Consider the following 20,004-nt stretch of genomic DNA (forward strand, 5'->3'; position numbering starts at 1 on the left):
AAACCTCAAGTGAATAGCACCACGAAACAGGTGAAACCAACATGACAACACCCAGGAAAGCCATCGTGGCGGGCGCCGGTATCGGCGGGCTGACCGCGGCCATCGCCCTGCAACGAGCGGGCTGGCAGGTCAAGGTCTTCGAAGCGGCCCAGACGCTGCGCACCGGTGGCACCGGTTTGTCGATCATGGCCAATGCCATGGCGGCGCTGCATTCGATCGATGCCCACGTGCCGGTGGAACAGGCGGGCCAGGCGATCCGCCAGTTTTTCTTCAAGAAGCACAACGGCGAGCCCATCACTCGCATGCCGATCCATGAGGTCGGCGAGCAACTGGGCCATGCCAATGTGAATATCCAGCGCCCGTTGCTATTGCGCGCCCTGGCCCAGCAGCTCGCTCCCGACAGCCTGACCACCGGGGTGCGTTGCGTGGGCTACAGCCATCGCCCGGATGGCGTGACGGTGCAGTTCGAAGATGGCAGCACCCAGGAGGCCGACCTGCTGATAGGCGCCGACGGCCTGAACTCGGTCATCCGCCGGCAGATGCTCGGCGAGACCCCGACACGCCCCTCGGGCTACATCGCCTGGCTGGCGGTAACGCCGTTGCGTCATCCGGTGATGACCGAGGGCTACGTGGCGCATTACTGGGGGCGCGGCAAGCGGTTCGGGTTGTGTGACGTGGGGGATGGCCACGCGTACTGGTGGGGTACCTGCAACCGTGCCAATGCCGCGGATGACGCCTTGAACGTCAGTAAACAGGAAGTGCTCGGCGCCTATGCCGGCTGGGCACCGGAAGTGGTTGCCGCCATCGAGGCCACGCCCGAGAGCGCGCTGTTGAAAATGCACGCCCGGGACCGTCATCCCGTGAAGCAATGCCGTGACGGCCACGTGGTGCTGCTGGGCGATGCCGCCCATCCAATGCTGCCCAGCCTGGGCCAGGGTGCGGCACAGGCCATCGAAGATGCCGTGGTGCTTGCCGATTGCCTGGCGCAGACGCCGGACCTTGGCAGCGCGCTGGCGCAGTACCAGTCGTATCGACTCCCCCGGGCCAACGGCATCGTCAATGCCGCACGCTTCATGAGCGGCATCGAACAGGCCGAGTCGACATTCGCCTGCTGGGCCCGGGAATGGTACTTCCGCCTGACACCACAGAGCAGCTGGCGCAAAAAGAACCTCGACATCCTGTCGTTCAAACCCGGCTTACAACCGGCAGCAGCCCGCGTCAATGACTGAAATCGACTCACGCATAGACAAAAAATGAAAAAAATTCAAAAATAGGGGGCGTCCTGAAAATTTGGAACTTTAATTCTGGACGTTTAACCCAGGAAAAAAGCCCTGTCGGGACGTCGAAAACCAGACGCAGGCACCGCTCAATGATCCAGGCACCGCTGTAACATCATGTTTTTAAATGTAAAACAGAAAAAGCCAGACCAGTCTGGATGCCCGTACGGACCCAAGGGTTTTTGCAAGAGAGAGGTTTTTGCCAGGAATCGTCAGTTAAACAGGAGCGTTGGACTGTCCCTGTTTTCCCTTACAGACTTTTCCTACATGAGAATGCTTAATAGTCCCACCGGCTGAATCGTTTTTCATGTGAATGGATTCACAGGTGATTTTGATCCTCAGGTCTTAAATCCAGAAAAGGCTTCAGCATTTTAGGAAGCGATCGGATTTTTCTCCGTCAACGGTCACTGAGATGCGGAGCAGTTTCAATATGCAGGATAAGCATATGAATCGACATGCGGTTTTTGGAGGTGCGCAAAACACGCACATCTACGCGGAGCTAGGAAAGCTGATTTCAAGTGTCGGACACGAGAGTTTCTTGACCAACATGCACCAACTGATCGAAACATCGGTGCCTGTCAGTCGGCTCGAACTGAGTGAGTGGACAATTGACGATGCCCAGGCGACCGTCCTCGATGTGCAGTTGCTCGGGGATGCAGGCCAGCCGAAAAGCCCGCAGATGCAATCCGTTTGCCCTACCACTGCGATACAGCGCAACGATCACCCTCTGGTGAAACGGGTGCTGGAAGTGGAGGACGCCCTGCTGATCCACTTGGGCGCGCGGATGAAAAACGAAAAAGACAACAACTGTCTGGGTACTTCCCACCAATGCAGCCTGATTTCGCGCAAGGGCAATCGTCGTTGTGTGATCTCACTGCACCGTCCCCAGGCACAACGCGACTTTTCCCTCCAGGAACTGTCCTTTTTGAAATACCTGTCCGAAACATTGTTACCGCTGGGGGAGCGCCATGCCCACCTCAACCGACAATCGTCTATCAGGAGCCCGGGTAGCGCCTCTCATCCGCTGAACATCGCCGACCAGACACAGTTGCAACGGGATTTCGATGAACGATTGAGCCCGTGTGACGTGACCCTTTCGGTGCGGGAAAAAGAGGTCTGCCTGGGGCTTCTGGCAGGCGGTACCGTTCCGGAGATAGCGGAAAAGCTGCAAGTCAAAAACAGCTCCATCGAAACCTACCTCAAACGCGCCGCCGCCAAGCTTGGTGTCAGCGGACGGCATGGGCTGGCGAAATGGATGATCGGGTCCTGATGCGCAGGCACTGGCGAGTACGGATCTAACCGAACCCCTGCCCGTGCCACCGGGGCCTGGCAGGCATCACGATGAGACAGGTCGATGCGTAAACTCCTGAGCCCCTTGACTGCCGCGACACTCCTGCTCGGCGGTTGCTCGCTGATCCCGGACTACCAGCGCCCCGATGCCCCTGTCGCCGCGCAATATCCCCAGACATCCGCCTACGCCCCGGCGCTGTCGGGCCCCGCCGCGGCCGATCAGGGCTGGCGAGACCTGTTCCATGATCCGGCGCTGCAACAACTCATCGAAAGCGCCTTGGCCAACAACCGCGACTTGCGCGTGGCGGCCCTGAACGTCGAGGCCTACCAGGCGCAATACCGGATCCAGCGCGCGGACATCTTCCCCGCAATCAGTGCCAACGGCACCGGCTCGCGCCAGCGGCTGCCGGGCAGCCTGACGGGAACCGGCAAGCCGGCGATCAGCAGCACGTATTCCACCACGCTGGGCATCAGTTCCTATGAGCTGGACCTGTTCGGCCGCATTCGCAGCCTCAGCGACCAGGCCTCCCTCACCTATCTGTCGAGCGAAGAAGCCCGCCGCAGCACTCAGTTGAGCCTGGTGGGCAGTGTCGCCAGTGCCTACCTGACCTGGCGTGCCGACCAGGAGTTGCTGGCCCTGACCCGTGACACGCTGCAGTCCTATGAACAGAGCCTGCGCCTGACAGAACGAAGCAATCAGGTGGGCACCGCCTCGGCCCTGGCCCTGAGCCAGTCACGCACCTCGGTGGAGGACGCCAGGGCTCGCCTGGCCCAGTTCCAGCGCCAGGTTGCCCAGGACTTCAACAACCTCACCCTGCTGGTCGGCACCTCGGTCGAGGAGGACCTGCCCGCCCGCCCCCTGGCCTCCGAGCTGCTGAGCGAGGTACCGGCCGGCCTGCCTTCGGACCTGTTGCAACGCCGCCCGGATGTGCTCGAGGCCGAGTACCTGCTGCAAGCGGCCAACGCCAATATCGGCGCGGCCCGTGCCGCCTTCTTCCCGAGCATCAGCCTGACTGCCAACGCCGGCACCTCGAGCAACGAGTTGTCCGGGCTGTTCAAGGGCGGGTCGGGCAGCTGGCTGTTCCAGCCTCAGATCAACCTGCCGATCTTCAATGCCGGCAGCCTTCGGGCGAGCCTGAACTATTCGAAGATCCAGAAGGATATCCGCGTCTCCCAGTACGAGAAATCGATCCAGACTGCCTTCCGGGAAGTCTCCGATGGTCTGGCGGCGCGCAAGACCTACAAGGAACAGCTGGTCGCGCAGGCCGATCTGGTACAAGCCAACCAGGACTACTACAGGCTGGCGGAGCGTCGCTATCGCATCGGTGTCGACAGCAGCCTGACGTTCCTCGATGCACAACGCTCGCTGTTCAGCGCCCGGCAGACCCTTATCGTCGACCGGCTGTCGCAACTGCTCGCCGAGGTCAACTTGTACAAGGCGCTAGGTGGGGGTTGGGTCGAACGCACAAACACCATGACTGTGAGGTGAATGAAGATGGGCACATTCGAACCTGGAACACTTGTCCGTTTACGCTCGGGAGGCAAGACCATGGTGGTCAAGCCTGCCTCATCGATCGGCCAGTTGCCCGATACCTTGCTGCTGCTCTGCGAGTACCGGGCCAAGAATCGGCTGGTGCAGGGGTTCTATGCCATACGCGACCTGATCCCGGCGTCCATGGCAGCCGATGGTGAAAAAACCTGACCTGGCTTGGGCATGCTCAACATCCATGCAGGCTGACCCACCGCTATCGCGAGCAGGCTCGCTCCCACAGGGGATCGACGCCGGACGCAAATACCGGAGGCACCCCCGGATACTGTGGGAGCGAGCCTGCTCGCGATGACGGCGGCACATTCAACACCTTCGTGACAGACACTCCGCTATCGCGAGCAGGCTCGCTCCCACAGGGGATCGGCGCCGGACGCAAATGCCGGAGGCACCCCGGATACTGTGGGAGCGAGCCTGCTCGCGATGACGGCGGCACATTCAACACCTTCGTGACAGACACTCCGCTATCGCGAGCAGGCTCCCTCCCACAGTGAAGCTTCATCACTGGTGGAGCTTCATCACTGCCTCAAACCGTTCGCGAATACTGAACCGTCGGGGCTGCTTCCAGATAAGCATCGAAGGCCATGGCGACGCTGCGCATCATCAGTTGCCCTTGGGGCAGCAGTACCAGCGCGTCGGGGTGGATTTGCAGTAATCCATCGCGCACCTGCTCCTGGAGCCGGGCCAGCGCATCGGCGAAGTATTCGCTAAAGCAAATGCCATGACCCGCCTCGACCCGGCCGACATCCACCCGCCCATGGCACATCAGTTCGTTGATGACTTCACGCCGCAAGCGGTCGTCATCGCTCAGACGATAGCCGCGTTGCACCGGCAGCAACCCCTGGTCCAAACGGGCGTAATACTGCGACAGCTCCTTGACGTTCTGGTTATAGCTGTCGCCGACCTTGCCGATCGAAGACACGCCCAGGCCGATCAGGTCGCAGTCGGCGTGGGTGGAATAGCCCTGGAAATTGCGCTGCAGGGTACCTTGGCCACGGGCATGCACCAGTTCATCGTCCGGCAGCGCAAAGTGGTCCATGCCGATGTAGACATAACCCGCCTCGCTCAACCGATTGATGGTCAGTTCGAGCAGCTCCAGCTTGCGCTCCGGCGGCGGCATGTCTTCAGGGCGAATCATCCGCTGCGCCCTCACCCGCTGCGGCAGATGCGCGTAGCTGTAGGCCGCAATCCGGTCGGGACGCAGGGCGATGATCTTGTCCAGGGTGACATCGAAACTGGCGAGGGTCTGCAACGGCAAACCGTAGATCAGATCGACGCTGACCGACTTGAAGCGCGCCTCGCGGGCCGCCGCCACCAACGCCGCGACCTGGGCTTCGCTTTGTACCCGGTTGACGGCGGCTTGCACCCGGGCATCGAAATCCTGGACGCCGAAGCTCAGGCGGTTGAATCCCAACTGGCGCAGCCCCCTGATCTGTTCGGCAGCGATAGTGCGTGGGTCGACCTCGATGGAGAACTCATGGGCGTCGCTGTCATCCATGTCGAACGACTGGTGCAGGCAGTCCATCAGCTCGGCCAGTTGCTCGTGGGTCAGATAGGTCGGCGTGCCGCCCCCCAGATGCAGCTGGGTCAGCTTGCGCGTGCGGTCGAACAAGCTCGCTTGCAGGGCGATTTCACGCTTGAGGTACGTCAGGTATTCTGCGGCGCGATGGGTCTTGCGGGTGATGATCTTGTTGCACGCGCAGTAGTAGCACAGGCTCTGGCAGAACGGGATATGGATGTACACCGACAATGGCTTGGGCACCAAGGCCTGGTTACTGCGCCGGGCAGCCTCGCGGTAGTCGTCCATGGCAAAAGCCTGGTGAAACTGCGGTGCCGTGGGATAGGACGTATAACGTGGGCCCGGGCAGTCGTATTTCTCGACCAGGGCACGATTGAACGCGGATGGGGAATTCATGATGGATTCAACCTTTCAAAAAGCCTGGCAGGTATCGGTTCGAAGGGGATGGCGACGGCATCGTCAGGGCACCGGTCGAACAGATTGCAGATCGCATCCACGCTTAACCGGCCGGCCGGCAGGATGCCGATGAAGCGGCTCGACAATTCAATCAATCCATCGATATTCAAGGCCTCCAGCTGCGGCCAGATAGACGCGAAATACTCGCGAAAAACCAGTCCGAAACGGGCCTCGATGGCCGGGATGTCCAGTTCCAGGTCACAGGACAGCTGTTCGATCACCGCCGCCCCGACCTGATCCCCAGCCTCACGGCGCCAACCACGCCAGACCGGCAGTTGCCCGGCCCCCAATTGCTGGCGGTACTGCAGCAGATCAGCGGTGTTCTGCACGTACAGATCGTCGATCTGGGTGATGGCCGCCAGCCCGAACCCCACATGATCACAACAACCATGCCGGGTGAAACCCTGGCAGTTATGGTGCAAGCGGCCATGTTCCTGGGCGACCGCCAGGTCATCGTCGGCCCGGACGAACAGCCCTCGGCCGATGTAGTGGTAGCCCGCGCCGATCAGTTGTTCGCAACTGACCCGGCGCATGGCGTCCTTGTCCGCCTGGCTGCAAAAGCTGCCGGCCATCGCCGCGTCCGTCGAACGGTAGCGATATGGCGCCCGGGCATAGTCGAAGACATGCAGCCGGTCCGGCTCCAGTTCGATCAGGGTGGCCAGCTTCAGCGCGAAGCTGTGGGGCGTCTGCCAGGCGTGGCCATAACCGAGGTCGATGCTGATGGAGCGAAAACCGAAGGTCCGCGCCGCGTCGATCAATGAATGGATCGGGGCCGGGTTCTGGTAGCGATCCACCGACAGCTCGCGGTCGGCGCCCATGTCCGGAACACCGATGCTGACGTGGGTAAAGCCCTGGTCGCGGATCAGGCCCATGGTCGACCAGTCGGTGTGATGCAGGTCCAGCTCGATGCCCTGGTCGCCGCTTTCGGAAAAGTCGAAACGCTTGCGCAACTCCCCCATCAGTTGCTGCAAATGAACGATCACCGGTGTGCCGCCGGTCAACCAGAACTGATCGACCCGTCGGCCCGTTCCCAGGTGACAGCCGACCAGGCCCATCTCGTGCATCAGTGATTGCAGATAGACGTCGATCCCGGCGCATTGGCAAACGCTGGCAAGGGGCGAACACGACGTCAGCCTCAGGCGCGACGGCAGGTGCACCGACAACGAGAGCGGCCGCCGTTTCTGGCGGCTGTGGCGCAACCCCCGGAGCAGATCGAGGGAGCCGACGCCTCCGTGGAATTTATGTAACGGGTCGAACATGACAATCTCCGAGTGGCTGCGCGGGGACATTGTCCGGCTTCACCCACCACGCCACCTTGACCTGTATCAAGCGCCTTGAACCCACGCCACCCCGTTACCAAGTGACGTAGAACATGCCCTTGGCCAACAGCACGATTGCCACCAGGTGCAGGAACACCCGCGTGTGGATGACCTGGACGTAACGGGCGTTCATGCGTCCACGCCTGAACAGCCACATGGCCCAGAGAAAATGCCCCAACACACTGCCCGCCAGCAGGACCTTCAACCCAGCAACAAACCGAACGACGATTGCCACGGCGACATCAACACCGGCCAATAACGCAACCAGACCATCCCGCCACCCGCACCGAACAGCACCAGCAACACCCAGGGCATCAACTGGCGGGCACGCCGGCTGATGCCCTGTTCGAGCAGCACCATGACCTTGGCGGGCAGTTGCTGGCTGATGCTCTCCAGGAACAGCACTTCGAAGAACACCGTGCCGATGAACACCAGGGCGGCGAACAGGTGCAAGGTCAGGAGCAGCGGATAGATCATGGGGGCCGTCCGGTTGCACTCGATGGTTTACCCGAGACTAACGCGTGGGCCAGATCCCGGGGTTGATGCCAATCAAGGAACCGCCTATCTCGCCATCATCATCCAGCCTGTGGGAGCGAGCCTGCTCGCGATTGGCGGCGGCACATTCAGTATCCATGCAAACTGATCCACCGCTATCGCGAGCAGGCTCGCTCCCACAGGGGGCGCGGCGTCAATGAAACGTAACTTTTCCCGAGCAGGGTTCCCGACCGCTGATCAGGTAGTTCAGCTTTTTGACACCTCCCCGACATTCGGTCACAACTTTCCCGCTCCGTCAGGTCATAACCCTGTGGTCGCCGATGGAATATTGGCATCTACCGTGGTTCCAGCCCGATACGGAGATAAACTCATGATTTTCAACGTACAAAATTTTGGCGCCAAAGGAGACGGTATTACCGATGACACCGCGGCCATCCAGGCAGCGATTGACGCGGCGGCAGCGGCAGGCGGGGGGCAGGTGTATGTACCGGCCGGGACCTACATCGTTTCGGGGGCGAGGAACCTTCCGATGGCTGCCTGATGCTCAAGAGCAACGTCCACCTCTATGGCGACGGCATGGGCGAGTCCACCATCAAGGTGGCCGACGGCTCCGACACCAAGATCACCGGTATCATCCGCTCCGCCTACGGCGAAGAGACCCATGATTTCGGTATCAGCCAACTCACCATCGACGGCAACCGCGACCACACCACCGGCAAGATCGACGGCTGGTTCAACGGCTACATTCCCGGCGAAGAAGGCTACGACTCCAACGTCACCATCGACAGCGTCGAGATCAAGGACTGCTCGGGGTACGGCTTCGACCCCCACGAGCAGACCGTCAACATGGTCATCAAGAACAGCGTGTCCCACGGCAATGGCCTGGACGGCTTCGTGGCCGACTTCCTCAGCGACAGCACCTTCGAAAACAACGTCGCCTACGACAACGACCGGCACGGTTTCAACGTCGTCACCAGCACCCACGACTTCACCCTCACCAACAACGTCGCCTATGACAACGGCGGCAACGGCATCGTGGTACAGCGCGGCAGCGAGGACATCCCCTCCCCCAGCAATATCACCATCACCGGTGGCGAGGTGTACGGCAACGGTGCCGAAGGCGTGCTGATCAAACTGTCCAGCGAGGTGACAGTCACCGGCGTCGACATCCACGACAACGCCAGCGCCGGGGTACGCATCTACGGCAGCAACCACGTCGAGATTCTCGACAACACCCTCAACAACAATTCCCTGGGCGGCGCCGTCCCCGAGATCATCATCCAGTCCTACGACGACACCCTGGGCGTCTCCGGCAAGTACTTCAACGGCAGCGATAACACGATCCAGGGCAACCTCATCAGCGGCAGCGACCTGTCCACATACGGCGTGGCCGAGCGCAACGAAGACGGCACCGATCGCAACGCGATCATCGCCAATACCATCAGCCACACCAGCAAGGGCGCCACCCTGGTCTATGGCGATGGCAGCTACGTCAGCGCCACGGCGCCGATGACCACCGTACAAGGCACGGCCGGCAACGACACGCTGCTGGGCACCAGCGCCAGCGAGATCTTCTACGGCGGCGCCGGAAACGACACGATCAACGGCGGAGCCGGTGGCGACATCCTGGTGGGCGGCGCGGGCGTCGACAAACTCACCGGCGGCACGGGCGCCGATACGTTCCGCTTCGCCAGCCAGTCCGACAGCTACCGCAACGCGACCACCAGTTTCGACGACACCATCACCGACTTCGACGTCACCCAGGACAAGATCGACCTTGCCGGCCTGGGCTTTACCGGCCTGGGCAATGGCCGTGGCGGCACCTTGCAGGTCAGCTACAGCGCCAGCAGCGACCGTACCTACATCAAGGACTTCGACGCCGATGCCAGCGGCAATCGCTTCGAGTTGATTCTCTCCGGCAACCTCGCCAGCACCCTGACGGCGAACAACTTCATCTTCAACCGGGTGGTCACCGGCACCAGTGGCAACGACTCGCTGTCGGGCAGTGATTCGGCCGATACCCTGCTCGGCCTGGCGGGCAACGACAGCCTCAGTGGCGGCGCCGGCGATGACAAGCTCGACGGCGGGGCCGGCATGGACACCCTCACCGGCGGCGCCGGGGCGGACACCTTCGTGTTTTCCAACCGCCTGGACAGCTACCGCAACTACAACACCGGCGGCGTCAACCTGGGCGACCTGATCACCGACTTCAATGTCGCCTCCGACAAGATCGACCTGTCGGCCCTGGGCTTCACCGGCCTGGGGGACGGCAAGAACGACACCGTGTACCTGGTGCTCAACAGCGCCGGCACCAAGACCTACATCAAGTCCCTGACCGCCGACGCCAATGGCAACCGCTTCGAAGTGGCCCTGGACGGCAACTACCTCAACACGCTGACCAGTGCCAACTTCGTGTTCGCTACATCGTCACCGACCAACCACGCGCCAGTGCTGGCGACGCCGCTGCTGGACCAGAATGCAACGGAGAACACACCGTTCAGCTACGTGGTGCCTGCCACCAGTTTCAGCGACCCGGACAACGACAGCCTCAGCTACACCGCCAAACTGGCCGACGGCAGCGCCCTGCCCAGCTGGCTGGTGTTCGACGCCGCCACGCGCACGTTCAGCGGTACGCCAAGTGACACCGCTTCAGGCACCTATTCCATACAAGTCACCGCCACGGACGGCAGCAACGCCACCGTCAGCGACAGTTTCACCCTCGCCGTGCAAGATGTGCCCGCCTCCGTCGTCATCAACGGCACGCCGAACAACGACACGCTGACCGGCACCGCGGCCAACGAGCAGCTGTTCGGTGGCGCCGGGAACGACACCCTCAATGGCGCGGCCGGGAACGACATCCTGGTCGGCGGTACCGGGGTGGACAAACTCACCGGCGGCACGGGTGCCGACGTGTTCCGCTACACCTCGAAGCTCGACAGCTACCGTACCAGTTCCACCAGCGCCAGTGACCAGATCCTCGACTTCGACGTGGCCGCCGACAAGATCGACGTCTCGGCGCTCGGCTACACCGGCCTGGGCAATGGCCTGAATGGCACCCTGCAACTGACCTACAGCGCCTCGACCAACCGCACCTACCTCAAGGACCTGACGGTCGACGCCAACGGCAACCGCTTCGAAGTGTCGCTGGCGGGCAATCTGGTCAGCAGCCTGACGGCCAGCCACTTCGTGTTCGCCGACCAGAACACCCCCGGCAACGTGGCGCCAGTCGTGGCTATCCCGCTCCTCGACCAGACTGCCAGTGAAAGCACGCCGTTCCGTTACACCGTGGCCCACGACAGCTTCACCGACGGCAACCAGGACGTATTGACCTACACCGCGACCCTTGCCGACGGCAGGGCCCTGCCCGCGTGGCTGACGTTCAATGCCACCAGCCTGACCTTCAGCGGCACACCGACCAGCACCGCATCCGGTAGCTATGACGTGCTGGTCAAGGCCACCGATCCTTCAGGTGCCTCGGTCAGTGACAACTTCGCCCTGGTGGTGGCCGACGCACCGGCCAATACCATCACCGGGACCAGCAGCGCCGAGACCCTGAACGGTACCGCCGGCGCGGACCTGATCCTCGGCCTGGGCGGCAACGACACGATCAAGGCCGGCACCGGCGCGGACATCGTCGACGGCGGCGCCGGACGCGACTCCCTGTACGGCGGCGACGGCGCCGATACCTTCCGTTACACCAACGTGCTCGACAGCTACCGCGACTACGACACCGGCGGCGTGACGGCCACCGACACGGTCTATGACTTCACCGTGGGCGTGGACAAGATCGACGTCTCCAGCCTGGGCTTCACCGGCCTTGGCGACGGCACCAACGGCACGCTGTACATGACCCTGAACTCGGCCGGCGACAAGACCTACATCAAGTCCGCCGAAGCCGATTCCGATGGCAACCGCTTCGAGATCGCCCTCAGCGGCAACTATCTCAACACCCTGACCGCCAGTGATTTCGTGTTCGGCGAGCGCGCCCAGCAAGACATCCTCTACCTGCCGACTCTCGGCCAATCCAATGCACGCCTGCTGCGCATGACCGAGGATGACGATCAATCCGGCACCTCGATGCTGGTCAACGACCTGGAGCGCTACACCCCCTACGACGTACGCAGCCAGTTCACCGACGCCGACGGTAATGGCATCGACATCGCGGTGGGCGGCAGCACCGTCAACGGTTTGTCGACACTGAGTCCCGAAGAACTGAAGTTGTGCTGGTGGCTGACCGACACCAACCAGCCCGGGCCCGCGCTGTTGCGTGCCGTGACGTTGCTCAAGGACCAGCTCAGCGAACTCAAGGCCATCGATAACGTCACCATGGGCATCATCTGGGGCCAGGGCGAGGAAGGCGCCCAGGAGATCGCCCGCGCCACCGACAAACAGGCAGCGGCCGCAGCCTACAAGGCCGCGACGCTGAAGGTGTTCGACTACCTGCATGCCCAGCTCGGCAATTTCAGCGTGTACCTGATGGAAACCGGCCACTACGAGCAGGACGCGGCGCGGGCCCGTGGCTATTCCGAGGAGAAGATTGCCGCGATTGTCGAAGGTGTCGACTATGTCCGCGCCGCCCAGGAAGCCATGGCGGCCGAGCGCGCCGACGTCAAGCTGGCGGTGGACTACACCGACCTGCCGTTGCGCTACGAAGTCGATCCGCTGGTGTACCCGGACGACGTCTGGCATCTGCACGAGGAGTCGGCGGAAATCGTCGGCCAACGGCTGGCTGACTACATCGCTGATGACCTGGGCTTGCATGGCAATCCCGACGACAACAACAGCGTGCAGGACATCTTCGACAACGCCCAGAACCAGGGCGGGATGATCTTCGGTACCGACCAGGCGGATACCCTGGTGGGCAGCTCGGGCAACGACACCCTGGATGGCGACCTGGGGGCGGACACCCTGACCGGCGGCGATGGCAATGACATCTACGTGGTCGATAACGCGTTCGACAGCGTGGTGGAAACCAACACCTCGACCTCGCAGATCGATACGGTAAAGGCTTCGGTGAGTTGGACACTGGGGGCCAATCTCGAGAACCTGGTGCTCACCGGCGTCTCGGACATCGATGGCACCGGTAACGAACGACGCAACTTCATCACTGGCAACATCGCCAACAACGTGCTCGACGGTGCTGCCGGCAACGACAGCATGAGCGGCGGCGATGGCAACGACACCTACTATGTCGACAATACCGGCGACGCCGTGATCGAGACCAACAGCAATGCACTGTCCGGAGGCATCGACAGTGTGCACAGCCGCCTGGCGACCTACACCCTCACCAGCAATGTCGAGAACTTGTACATCGACACGCCTGACGCGGCCAACGGCACCGGCAATACGCTGGACAACACGTTGTTCGCCGGGACCGGAAACAACGTGCTGGACGGGCGTGAAGGCAACGACACGGTGTCCTTCGCGCAGGCGCAGGCCGGGGTGACCGTGACGCTCTCGACGTCCTCGCAACAGAACACCGTAGGCTCCGGCCTCGATACGTTGAAGAACGTCGAGAACCTGACCGGCAGTGCCTACGCCGACACCCTGACCGGCAACAGCGGCGGGAACATCCTGAATGGCGGCGCGGGCAACGATACGCTGGTGGGTGGCTCGGGGAATGACCGGCTGATCGGCGGCGCCGGGACCGACAACCTCACCGGTGGCACCGGCGCGGACACCTACGTGTTCGGAGCGCTGGCGGACATGGGCACCGGGGCGTTGCGCGATGTGATCAACGGTTTCAAGAGCGCCGAACTGGATCAGCTGGACTTCACCGGACTGGACGCCAACCCACTGACCGCCAATGTCGATGCCTTCACCTTCATCGGCAGCAACGCCTTCGACGCCACCAACGCCACCGGCCAACTGCGCTTTGCCGACGGCATTCTCTACGGCAGCGTCGACGCCGACGCTACCGCCGAGTTCGAGTTCGAACTGGTCGGCGTCAAGGAGCTGCACGCCAGCGACTTCACGGCGTGATCCTTATGTGAGGGTCGGTCTTGCCCGCGATGGCAGTGGCAGATTCACCGCCGCCATCGCGAGCAGGCTCGCTCCCACAGGGTTCTGCGGTGTGTGCAAATCCTGCATTCACCCAGGAACCATTGTGGGAGCGAGCCTGCTCGCGAAAGCTGTGGGTCAGCTTGCACTGATGTTGAATATTCCGCCGCCTTCGCGGGCAAGCCCGCTCCCACAGGGTTCTAGGGTGTGTGCAAATCCTGCATTCACCCAGGAACCATTGTGGGAGCGGGCTTGCTCGCGAAAGCTGTGGGTCAGCCTGCACTGATGTTGAATATTCCGCCGCCTTCGCGGGCAAGCCCGCTCCCACAGGGTTCTGCGGCGTGTGCAAATCCTGCATTCCCCCAGGAACCATTGTGGGAGCGGGCTTGCTCGCGATAGCTGTGGGTCAGCTGGCACTGATGTTGAATATTCCGCCGCCTTCGCGGGCAGGCTCGCTCCCACAGGGTTCTGCGGCGTGTGCAAATCCTGCATCCACCCAGGAACCATTGTGGGAGCGGGCTTGCTCGCGAAAGCTGTGGGTCAGCCTGCACTGATGTTGAATATTCCGCCGCCATCGCGAGCAGGCTCGCTCCCACAGGGTTCTAGGGTGTGTGCAAATCCCGCATTCACCCAGGAACCATTGTGGGAGCAACTGTCTTACTTCCGCCACCCGTCACCGCCACTCAGTGCCGTCTCGAAGCATGGCATTCAGTCTGATTAGCAATATTCGCATGCAGGCGATGAGCGCGACTTTCGCGCTCTTGCCTCGCTCTCGAAGTGCTTCATACCGGGCCTTGAAGTCGGCGTGATAGCGGATGACAACCCAGCACGACATATAAAGCGCACGTCTGACCCGCGCTCTTCCTCCGTAAATCTGACGTTTGCCGCTGTGATTACCACTGTCGTCGTTGTAGGGGGCGATTCCCGCCAGGGCCGCGATCTCTCTGCGATCAAGCTCACCGAGTTCAGGCAGGTAAACCAACAAACTAGCAGTCGCCACAGTGCCGATCCCTTTAACTGACGTGAGTCGGTCGGCCTTCTCCGCATCCAGCTTACGCATGCTTTGATTAATGGCTTTGCCAAACTGCTTGATTTGGATTTGCAGGTAGCGAATATGGTCTTTGATCACCTCGATAACCGCCGGAAGCTGAGCCTGCTGCAGCCGGCGCTTGTTGTCATCTCGCTGCTGGACGAAGTGTTCGCGCAGCTGAATCAGCTCACGCAGTGCTTCACGCTCAGGTGAAATGGGCTTTTCGTGAGACGCGTGCAGAGCTTCGGCAAAATCGGCAAGAACAGCCGCATCGATGGGGTCGGTCTTGGCATTCTTGCCCATTGCTACAGCGAAGGCTCTAGCCCGGCGAGGGTTGATCCTGAGCACATTGAAACCTGCCTCCTGCAGTGCTGCCATAACCTTTCGTTCATAGCCGCCCGTGGCTTCCAGTAACACCCGGCCAATCGTGTACTGGCTTAGCTGTTCGACCAGTTGTGCAAAGCCCTCAAGCGTATTGGGGACCTCATAGCCTTGGTTCTGTGGTCGAACCCAAACGACGAGATTTGATTTGGATATATCGATACCGACCCAGGAAATCATGGCAAAACCCTCTTACACTCAGAAATGAGAGTGCTCTGGCTTTGCCCACGCTTGTGATTCGAGTGCCGCTCGTCCAACTGTTCGGGCTTATGGGCCAGAGTAGAAAGGTAGATGGCAGCTTTGCTCCCACTCGTGCTTCAAGCACCGCGGACTCACAGCTTGCCATCTACCCCTCTCAACCCAGAGTTTATTCCCTTACTCAGACACAAGCGGGCTTGCTCGCGATAGCGGTGGATCAGTTGGCATCGAGGCTGAATGTGCCGCCGTCTTCGCGGGCAAGCCCGCTCCCACAGGGTTCTGCGGCGTGTGCAAATACAGCATTCACCCAGTAACCACTGTGGGAGCGAGCCTGCTCGCGATGGCGGCAGTCCATCAAACCTCAATGGCGCTGCCGCCCCCGCGACCGTCAGAGCGCCTCGCGGCCCGGTACCCCGTCCACCAGGCGCTGGATTCCCAGCGGATTGGCATTCTTCAGCGGTTCCGGCAGCAGGTTGTCGGGGTAGTTCTGGAAGCACACCGGCCGCAGGAAGCGGTCGATGGCCAGGGTGCCCACCGACGTGCCACGGGCATCGGAGGTGGCTGGATAAGGGCCGCCGTGAACCATCGAATCACACACCTCGACACCCGTCGGGTAACCGTTGAGCAGGATCCGGCCGACTTTCTGCTCCAGCAGCGGCGTCAATTCGCTGAACCGCTGGAAATCATCCGGCTCGCCGATCATGGTCGCGGTGAGTTGACCGTGCAGGCCGTTCAATGCGGCGCTGAGCTGCGCCTGGTCGGCCACTTCGACGAACACGGTGGTCGGGCCAAACACCTCTTCCTGCAACGCCTCGTCCCCTTCGATCAACAGGCTGGCGTCGGCCTTGAACAGCTGCGGCTGGGCCTGGTTGCCCTGCTGTGCGCGCCCGGCCAGGTGCTCGATGCCCGGGTGGGCCAGCAACTTCTGCAAGCCCTTGCCGTAACTCTGCAAGGTGCCGGCATTGAGCATGGTTTGTGGCGCCTGGTCACCGATCAGCGCGGCGACCTGCTGGGTAAATGCAGTGAACTGCGGCGAGCGGATGCCGATCACCAGGCCCGGGTTGGTGCAGAACTGGCCACAGCCCATCACCACCGAGGCGGTCAGGTCGCGAGCAATACTGTCGGCGCGGGTCGCCAGCGCTTCAGGCAGGACAATCACCGGGTTGATGCTCGACATCTCGGCAAACACCGGGATCGGCTGCGGACGCGCGGCGGCCATGTCGCACAGGGCACGCCCGCCCCGAAGGGAACCGGTGAAACCCACGGCCTGGATCGCCGGATGCTTGACCAGCCACTCGCCGACACCACCGCCGTAGATCATGTTGAAGACACCGGCCGGCATCGCGGTTTTTTCGGCGGCACGGATGATTGCATCGGCCACCCACTCTGCGGTCGCCATGTGGCCGCTATGGGCCTTGAACACCACCGGGCAGCCAGCCGCCAGAGCCGACGCGGTGTCACCACCGGCCGTGGAAAAGGCCAACGGGAAGTTGCTGGCGCCGAACACTGCCACCGGGCCCAGGCCGATGCGGTACTGACGCAGGTCCGGGCGCGGCAGCGGTTGGCGCTCCGGCAGGGCGCGGTCGATACGCGCACCGTAGAAATCACCACGGCGCAGGACTTTGGCGAACAGGCGCATCTGCCCGCTGGTACGACCCCGCTCACCCTGGATCCGAGCAGCAGGCAACGCGGTTTCACGGCAGACCACGGCGACGAACTCATCGCCCAAGGCGTCCAGCTCATCGGCAATGGCCTCGAGGAACTCGGCCCGGCGCACCGCGCTCAGGCTGCGGTAGGCTGGATAAGCCGCGGCGGCCGCCTTGGCGGCTGCGTCGACCTCTTCAGCCGTGGCCTGGATGAAATCACCCGGCAAGGCTTCGCCAGTGCTGGCATCGAGGCTCTGCAAACGCGTCTGGCCGGCCGCGCTGCGCGTCCCACCGATGTAGTTGTGACCAAGGATCTGGTTCATCGCAAGTCTCCTCTTAAAGTGTGCCGATAGTACCCGGGTTGAACACCGCGTCCACCGGGGCAATGCCGTTGACCAGCGGCGCGCCGAATTCGGCCTGGCTGATTTCGAACACGTCCCCCGGCTGGGTACGGATGCCATCGGCGAACGACAGGGTCGCGGTGCCGAAGAAGTGAACGTGCACATCCCCCGGACGCAGGAACTGACTGTACTTGAAATGGTGGAATTCCAGGTTCTCGAGGCTGTGGCACATGTTGGCCTCGCCGCTGAGGAATTCGTTCTGCCACAGCACTTCGCCGTTGCGCAGGATACGACTGGTTCCGGATAGATGTTGAGGCAATTCACCGACACGAAGTTCCGGACCAAAACTGCAACTGCGCAGTTTCGAATGGGCCAGGTACAGGTAATTCTTGCGCTCCATCACGTGATCGGAAAACTCGTTGCCCACCGCGAAACCCAGGCGATAAGGCTTGCCGTCGAGGCCGATGACGTACAGGCCGCTGATTTCCGGCTCTTCGCCGGCGTCTTCGGCGAACGGCGGCAACGGGAACGGATGACCCGGACGGACGACGATGCCGCCGTCGCCCTTGTAGAACCACTCCGGTTGCACGCCGGCCTGACCGGCCTGGGGCTTGCCGCCCTCGACCCCCCACTTGAAGATGCGCATGGTGTCGGTCATGGCGGTTTCATCGCCGGCCTGCTGGTGCATCTTGTCCCGGGCCGAGGCGCTGCCCAGGTGGGTCAGGCCGGTGCCGCTGACCAGCAGGTGCGCCGGGTCCGGGTGATCCAGTGGCGGCAGGATACGCAGCTCGGCGAGCAACCGCGGGTAATCATGCTCGGCACCGAACCCGAGGCCATTGACCTGCTGCTCCAGCTTCACACCCGCCTCGATGGCCGCCAGCGCCAGCTCACGCACGGTCGTCGCGCACTGCACTTCCCGCACCCGGTCGCCGTCGACCACACCGACGCGGCGCTCACCGTTATCCAATTCGAACTGAACTAAACGCATGGTTTTCTCCTGTAAACAAAACTCAAATACAGCGCCAAGCCCCTTGTGGGAGCGAGCCTGCTCGCGATGACGACGGCACATTCAACAGGGATGCAAGCTGACCCACCGCTATCGCGAGCAGGCTCGCTCCCACAGTGGATCGGGGTGACCTCTGAATCAGATGCGCGTCGCCCCCCGCGCACTGGCCGCGAACTGATCCGCCGGCAGCACATGCTTGCGCTCCAGCAGGCGATACACAACGCCGGTCAACACCAGGCCGAACACCATCACACAGGACAGGAAATACAGCCCCGAGGCCAGGTTGCCGGTGTATTCCTTCAGCGCACCGATCACGAACGGCCCGATGTAGCCACCCAGGTTACCCACCGAGTTGATCAACGCGATGCCCGCCGCCGCACTGGCGCCGGCAAAGAAGCGTCCCGGCAAGGTCCAGAACACCGCCGTGCAGGAAAACAGTGCAAACGCCACCAGGCACAGCGCCGCCAGTTGCAGCACCGGTACCGACAGCCACGCGCTGAGGAACAGCCCAATGGCGCCCAAGACATAGAGCACGGCCAGGTGGCCGTAGCGGTCATTCAAGCGGTCGGAGCTGCGGGGAATGACCAACAAGCCGATGATGCCGAAAATATAGGGCACCGAAGACACGAAACCGGTCACCAGGTCGCTGCCGCCGAACTGCTTGATCAGCGTCGGCAACCACAGGCCCAGGCCATAGATACTCAGGGTCACCGGCAGGTAGAACAGCGCCAGCAACAGGACCCGCTTGTCCTTCAGGGCATGCAGCGGATTACCGTGGCGGGTCTGGCCGTATTCCTGCAGATCCTTTTTCAGTTCATCGGTCAGCCAGTCCTTCTCGGCCTGATCCATCCACTTCACCTGTTGCGGGCCATCCGGCAGGTAGCGCAGCACCGGCCAGGTCAGCAGCATCGCCGGCAGGCCGATGACAATGAACAACCACTGCCAGCCGTGCAGGCCCAGTACACCGTCCATGCCCAGCAAGCCGCCAGACACGGGACCGGTGATCAGCATGGCGATGGGTTGGGAAAGAATGAACAGGCCCAGGATCTTGCCGCGATGGCGAACCGGGAACCATTGGGTGATGTAATACAGCACGCCGGGGAAGAAACCGGCTTCGGCCGCGCCGAGCAAAAAGCGCATCACATAGAAGCTGTGGGGGCCCTGCACAAACGCCATGCCGATGGTGATGGCGCCCCAGGTGATCATGATCCGGGCGAACCAGCGCCGGGCACCGAAACGTTCGAGCATCAGGTTGCTGGGAATCTCCAACAGGAAATAACCGATGAAAAACAGCCCTGCGCCAAGGCCGTAGGCGGCATCGCCGATACCCAGGTCGGCGCCCATGTGCAGCTTGGCGAAGCCCACGGCAGAGCGGTCTACATAGGCGATCAGGTACAGCAGGATCAGGAAGGGAATCAGTTTAAGCGTGATGCGACGGATAAGCCGCAATTCCTGGCTCATGGGACCGGTCTCCAATTGTTGTTGTTATGGAACCACGGG

At 62.0% G+C, this 20,004-nt stretch carries 10 protein-coding genes and 2 pseudogenes; 5 read left to right on the forward strand and 7 right to left on the reverse strand.

The window, feature by feature from the left end; all coding sequences use genetic code 11:
- Window positions 1-41 precede the first annotated feature (41 nt).
- From LOY35_RS16450 to LOY35_RS16465, 4 genes are all read left to right on the forward strand, one after another.
- Window positions 42-1,229, forward strand: coding sequence for an FAD-dependent monooxygenase (locus LOY35_RS16450; RefSeq protein ID WP_258624849.1), 1,188 nt, complete (start codon window positions 42-44; stop codon window positions 1,227-1,229).
- Window positions 1,230-1,722: 493 nt separating this feature from the next.
- Window positions 1,723-2,547 (forward strand): helix-turn-helix transcriptional regulator, encoded by an 825-nt coding sequence (locus tag LOY35_RS16455; RefSeq protein WP_408981259.1) that lies wholly within the window; start codon window positions 1,723-1,725, stop codon window positions 2,545-2,547.
- An 84-nt stretch (window positions 2,548-2,631) separates the two neighbouring features.
- On the forward strand, window positions 2,632-4,056 hold the full coding sequence (adeC, locus tag LOY35_RS16460; RefSeq protein WP_258624853.1) for an AdeC/AdeK/OprM family multidrug efflux complex outer membrane factor: 1,425 nt from the start codon (window positions 2,632-2,634) through the stop codon (window positions 4,054-4,056).
- Between the two features lie 6 nt (window positions 4,057-4,062).
- Window positions 4,063-4,269, forward strand: coding sequence for a hypothetical protein (locus tag LOY35_RS16465; RefSeq protein ID WP_258624855.1), 207 nt, complete (start codon window positions 4,063-4,065; stop codon window positions 4,267-4,269).
- Between the two features lie 370 nt (window positions 4,270-4,639).
- Here the strand turns inward: LOY35_RS16465 and hemN are convergent, their stop codons facing one another.
- The 3 genes and pseudogenes from hemN to LOY35_RS16480 all read right to left on the reverse strand — a co-directional run bounded on the left by hemN (window position 4,640) and on the right by LOY35_RS16480 (window position 7,884).
- Window positions 4,640-6,028: an oxygen-independent coproporphyrinogen III oxidase gene (gene hemN / locus LOY35_RS16470; RefSeq protein WP_258624859.1), complete on the reverse strand. Its 1,389-nt coding sequence runs from the start codon at window positions 6,026-6,028 to the stop codon at window positions 4,640-4,642.
- Window positions 6,025-7,347, reverse strand: a complete 1,323-nt coding sequence (locus tag LOY35_RS16475; protein ID WP_258624860.1) for a coproporphyrinogen III oxidase — start codon at window positions 7,345-7,347, stop codon at window positions 6,025-6,027. Before LOY35_RS16475 ends, hemN begins: the two co-directional genes overlap by 4 nt.
- A 94-nt stretch (window positions 7,348-7,441) precedes the next feature.
- Window positions 7,442-7,884 (reverse strand): annotated as a pseudogene (locus tag LOY35_RS16480) (CopD family copper resistance protein).
- Between the two features lie 388 nt (window positions 7,885-8,272).
- Between LOY35_RS16480 and LOY35_RS16490 the strand changes: the two are divergent.
- A pseudogene (locus LOY35_RS16490) lies at window positions 8,273-13,884 on the forward strand (putative Ig domain-containing protein).
- Window positions 13,885-14,575: 691 nt separating this feature from the next.
- On the opposite strand, the gene LOY35_RS16495 reads toward LOY35_RS16490, so the two are convergent.
- The 4 genes from LOY35_RS16495 to LOY35_RS16510 form a co-directional block, all read right to left on the reverse strand.
- Window positions 14,576-15,493 (reverse strand): IS110 family transposase, encoded by a 918-nt coding sequence (locus tag LOY35_RS16495; RefSeq protein WP_258624864.1) that lies wholly within the window; start codon window positions 15,491-15,493, stop codon window positions 14,576-14,578.
- A gap of 406 nt (window positions 15,494-15,899) precedes the next feature.
- A complete protein-coding gene (locus tag LOY35_RS16500) occupies window positions 15,900-17,480 on the reverse strand; it encodes an aldehyde dehydrogenase (NADP(+)) (protein WP_258624866.1) in 1,581 nt (526 codons plus the stop codon).
- Between the two features lie 13 nt (window positions 17,481-17,493).
- On the reverse strand, window positions 17,494-18,486 hold the full coding sequence (araD1, locus tag LOY35_RS16505) for an AraD1 family protein (protein ID WP_258624868.1): 993 nt from the start codon (window positions 18,484-18,486) through the stop codon (window positions 17,494-17,496).
- Window positions 18,487-18,642: 156 nt separating this feature from the next.
- Window positions 18,643-19,965: an MFS transporter gene (locus LOY35_RS16510; RefSeq protein WP_258624871.1), complete on the reverse strand. Its 1,323-nt coding sequence runs from the start codon at window positions 19,963-19,965 to the stop codon at window positions 18,643-18,645.
- Window positions 19,966-20,004: the final 39 nt, after the last annotated feature.

The sequence above is a fragment of the Pseudomonas sp. B21-028 genome, assembly GCF_024749045.1.
In the GTDB taxonomy this organism is placed as follows: Bacteria; Pseudomonadota; Gammaproteobacteria; order Pseudomonadales; family Pseudomonadaceae; genus Aquipseudomonas.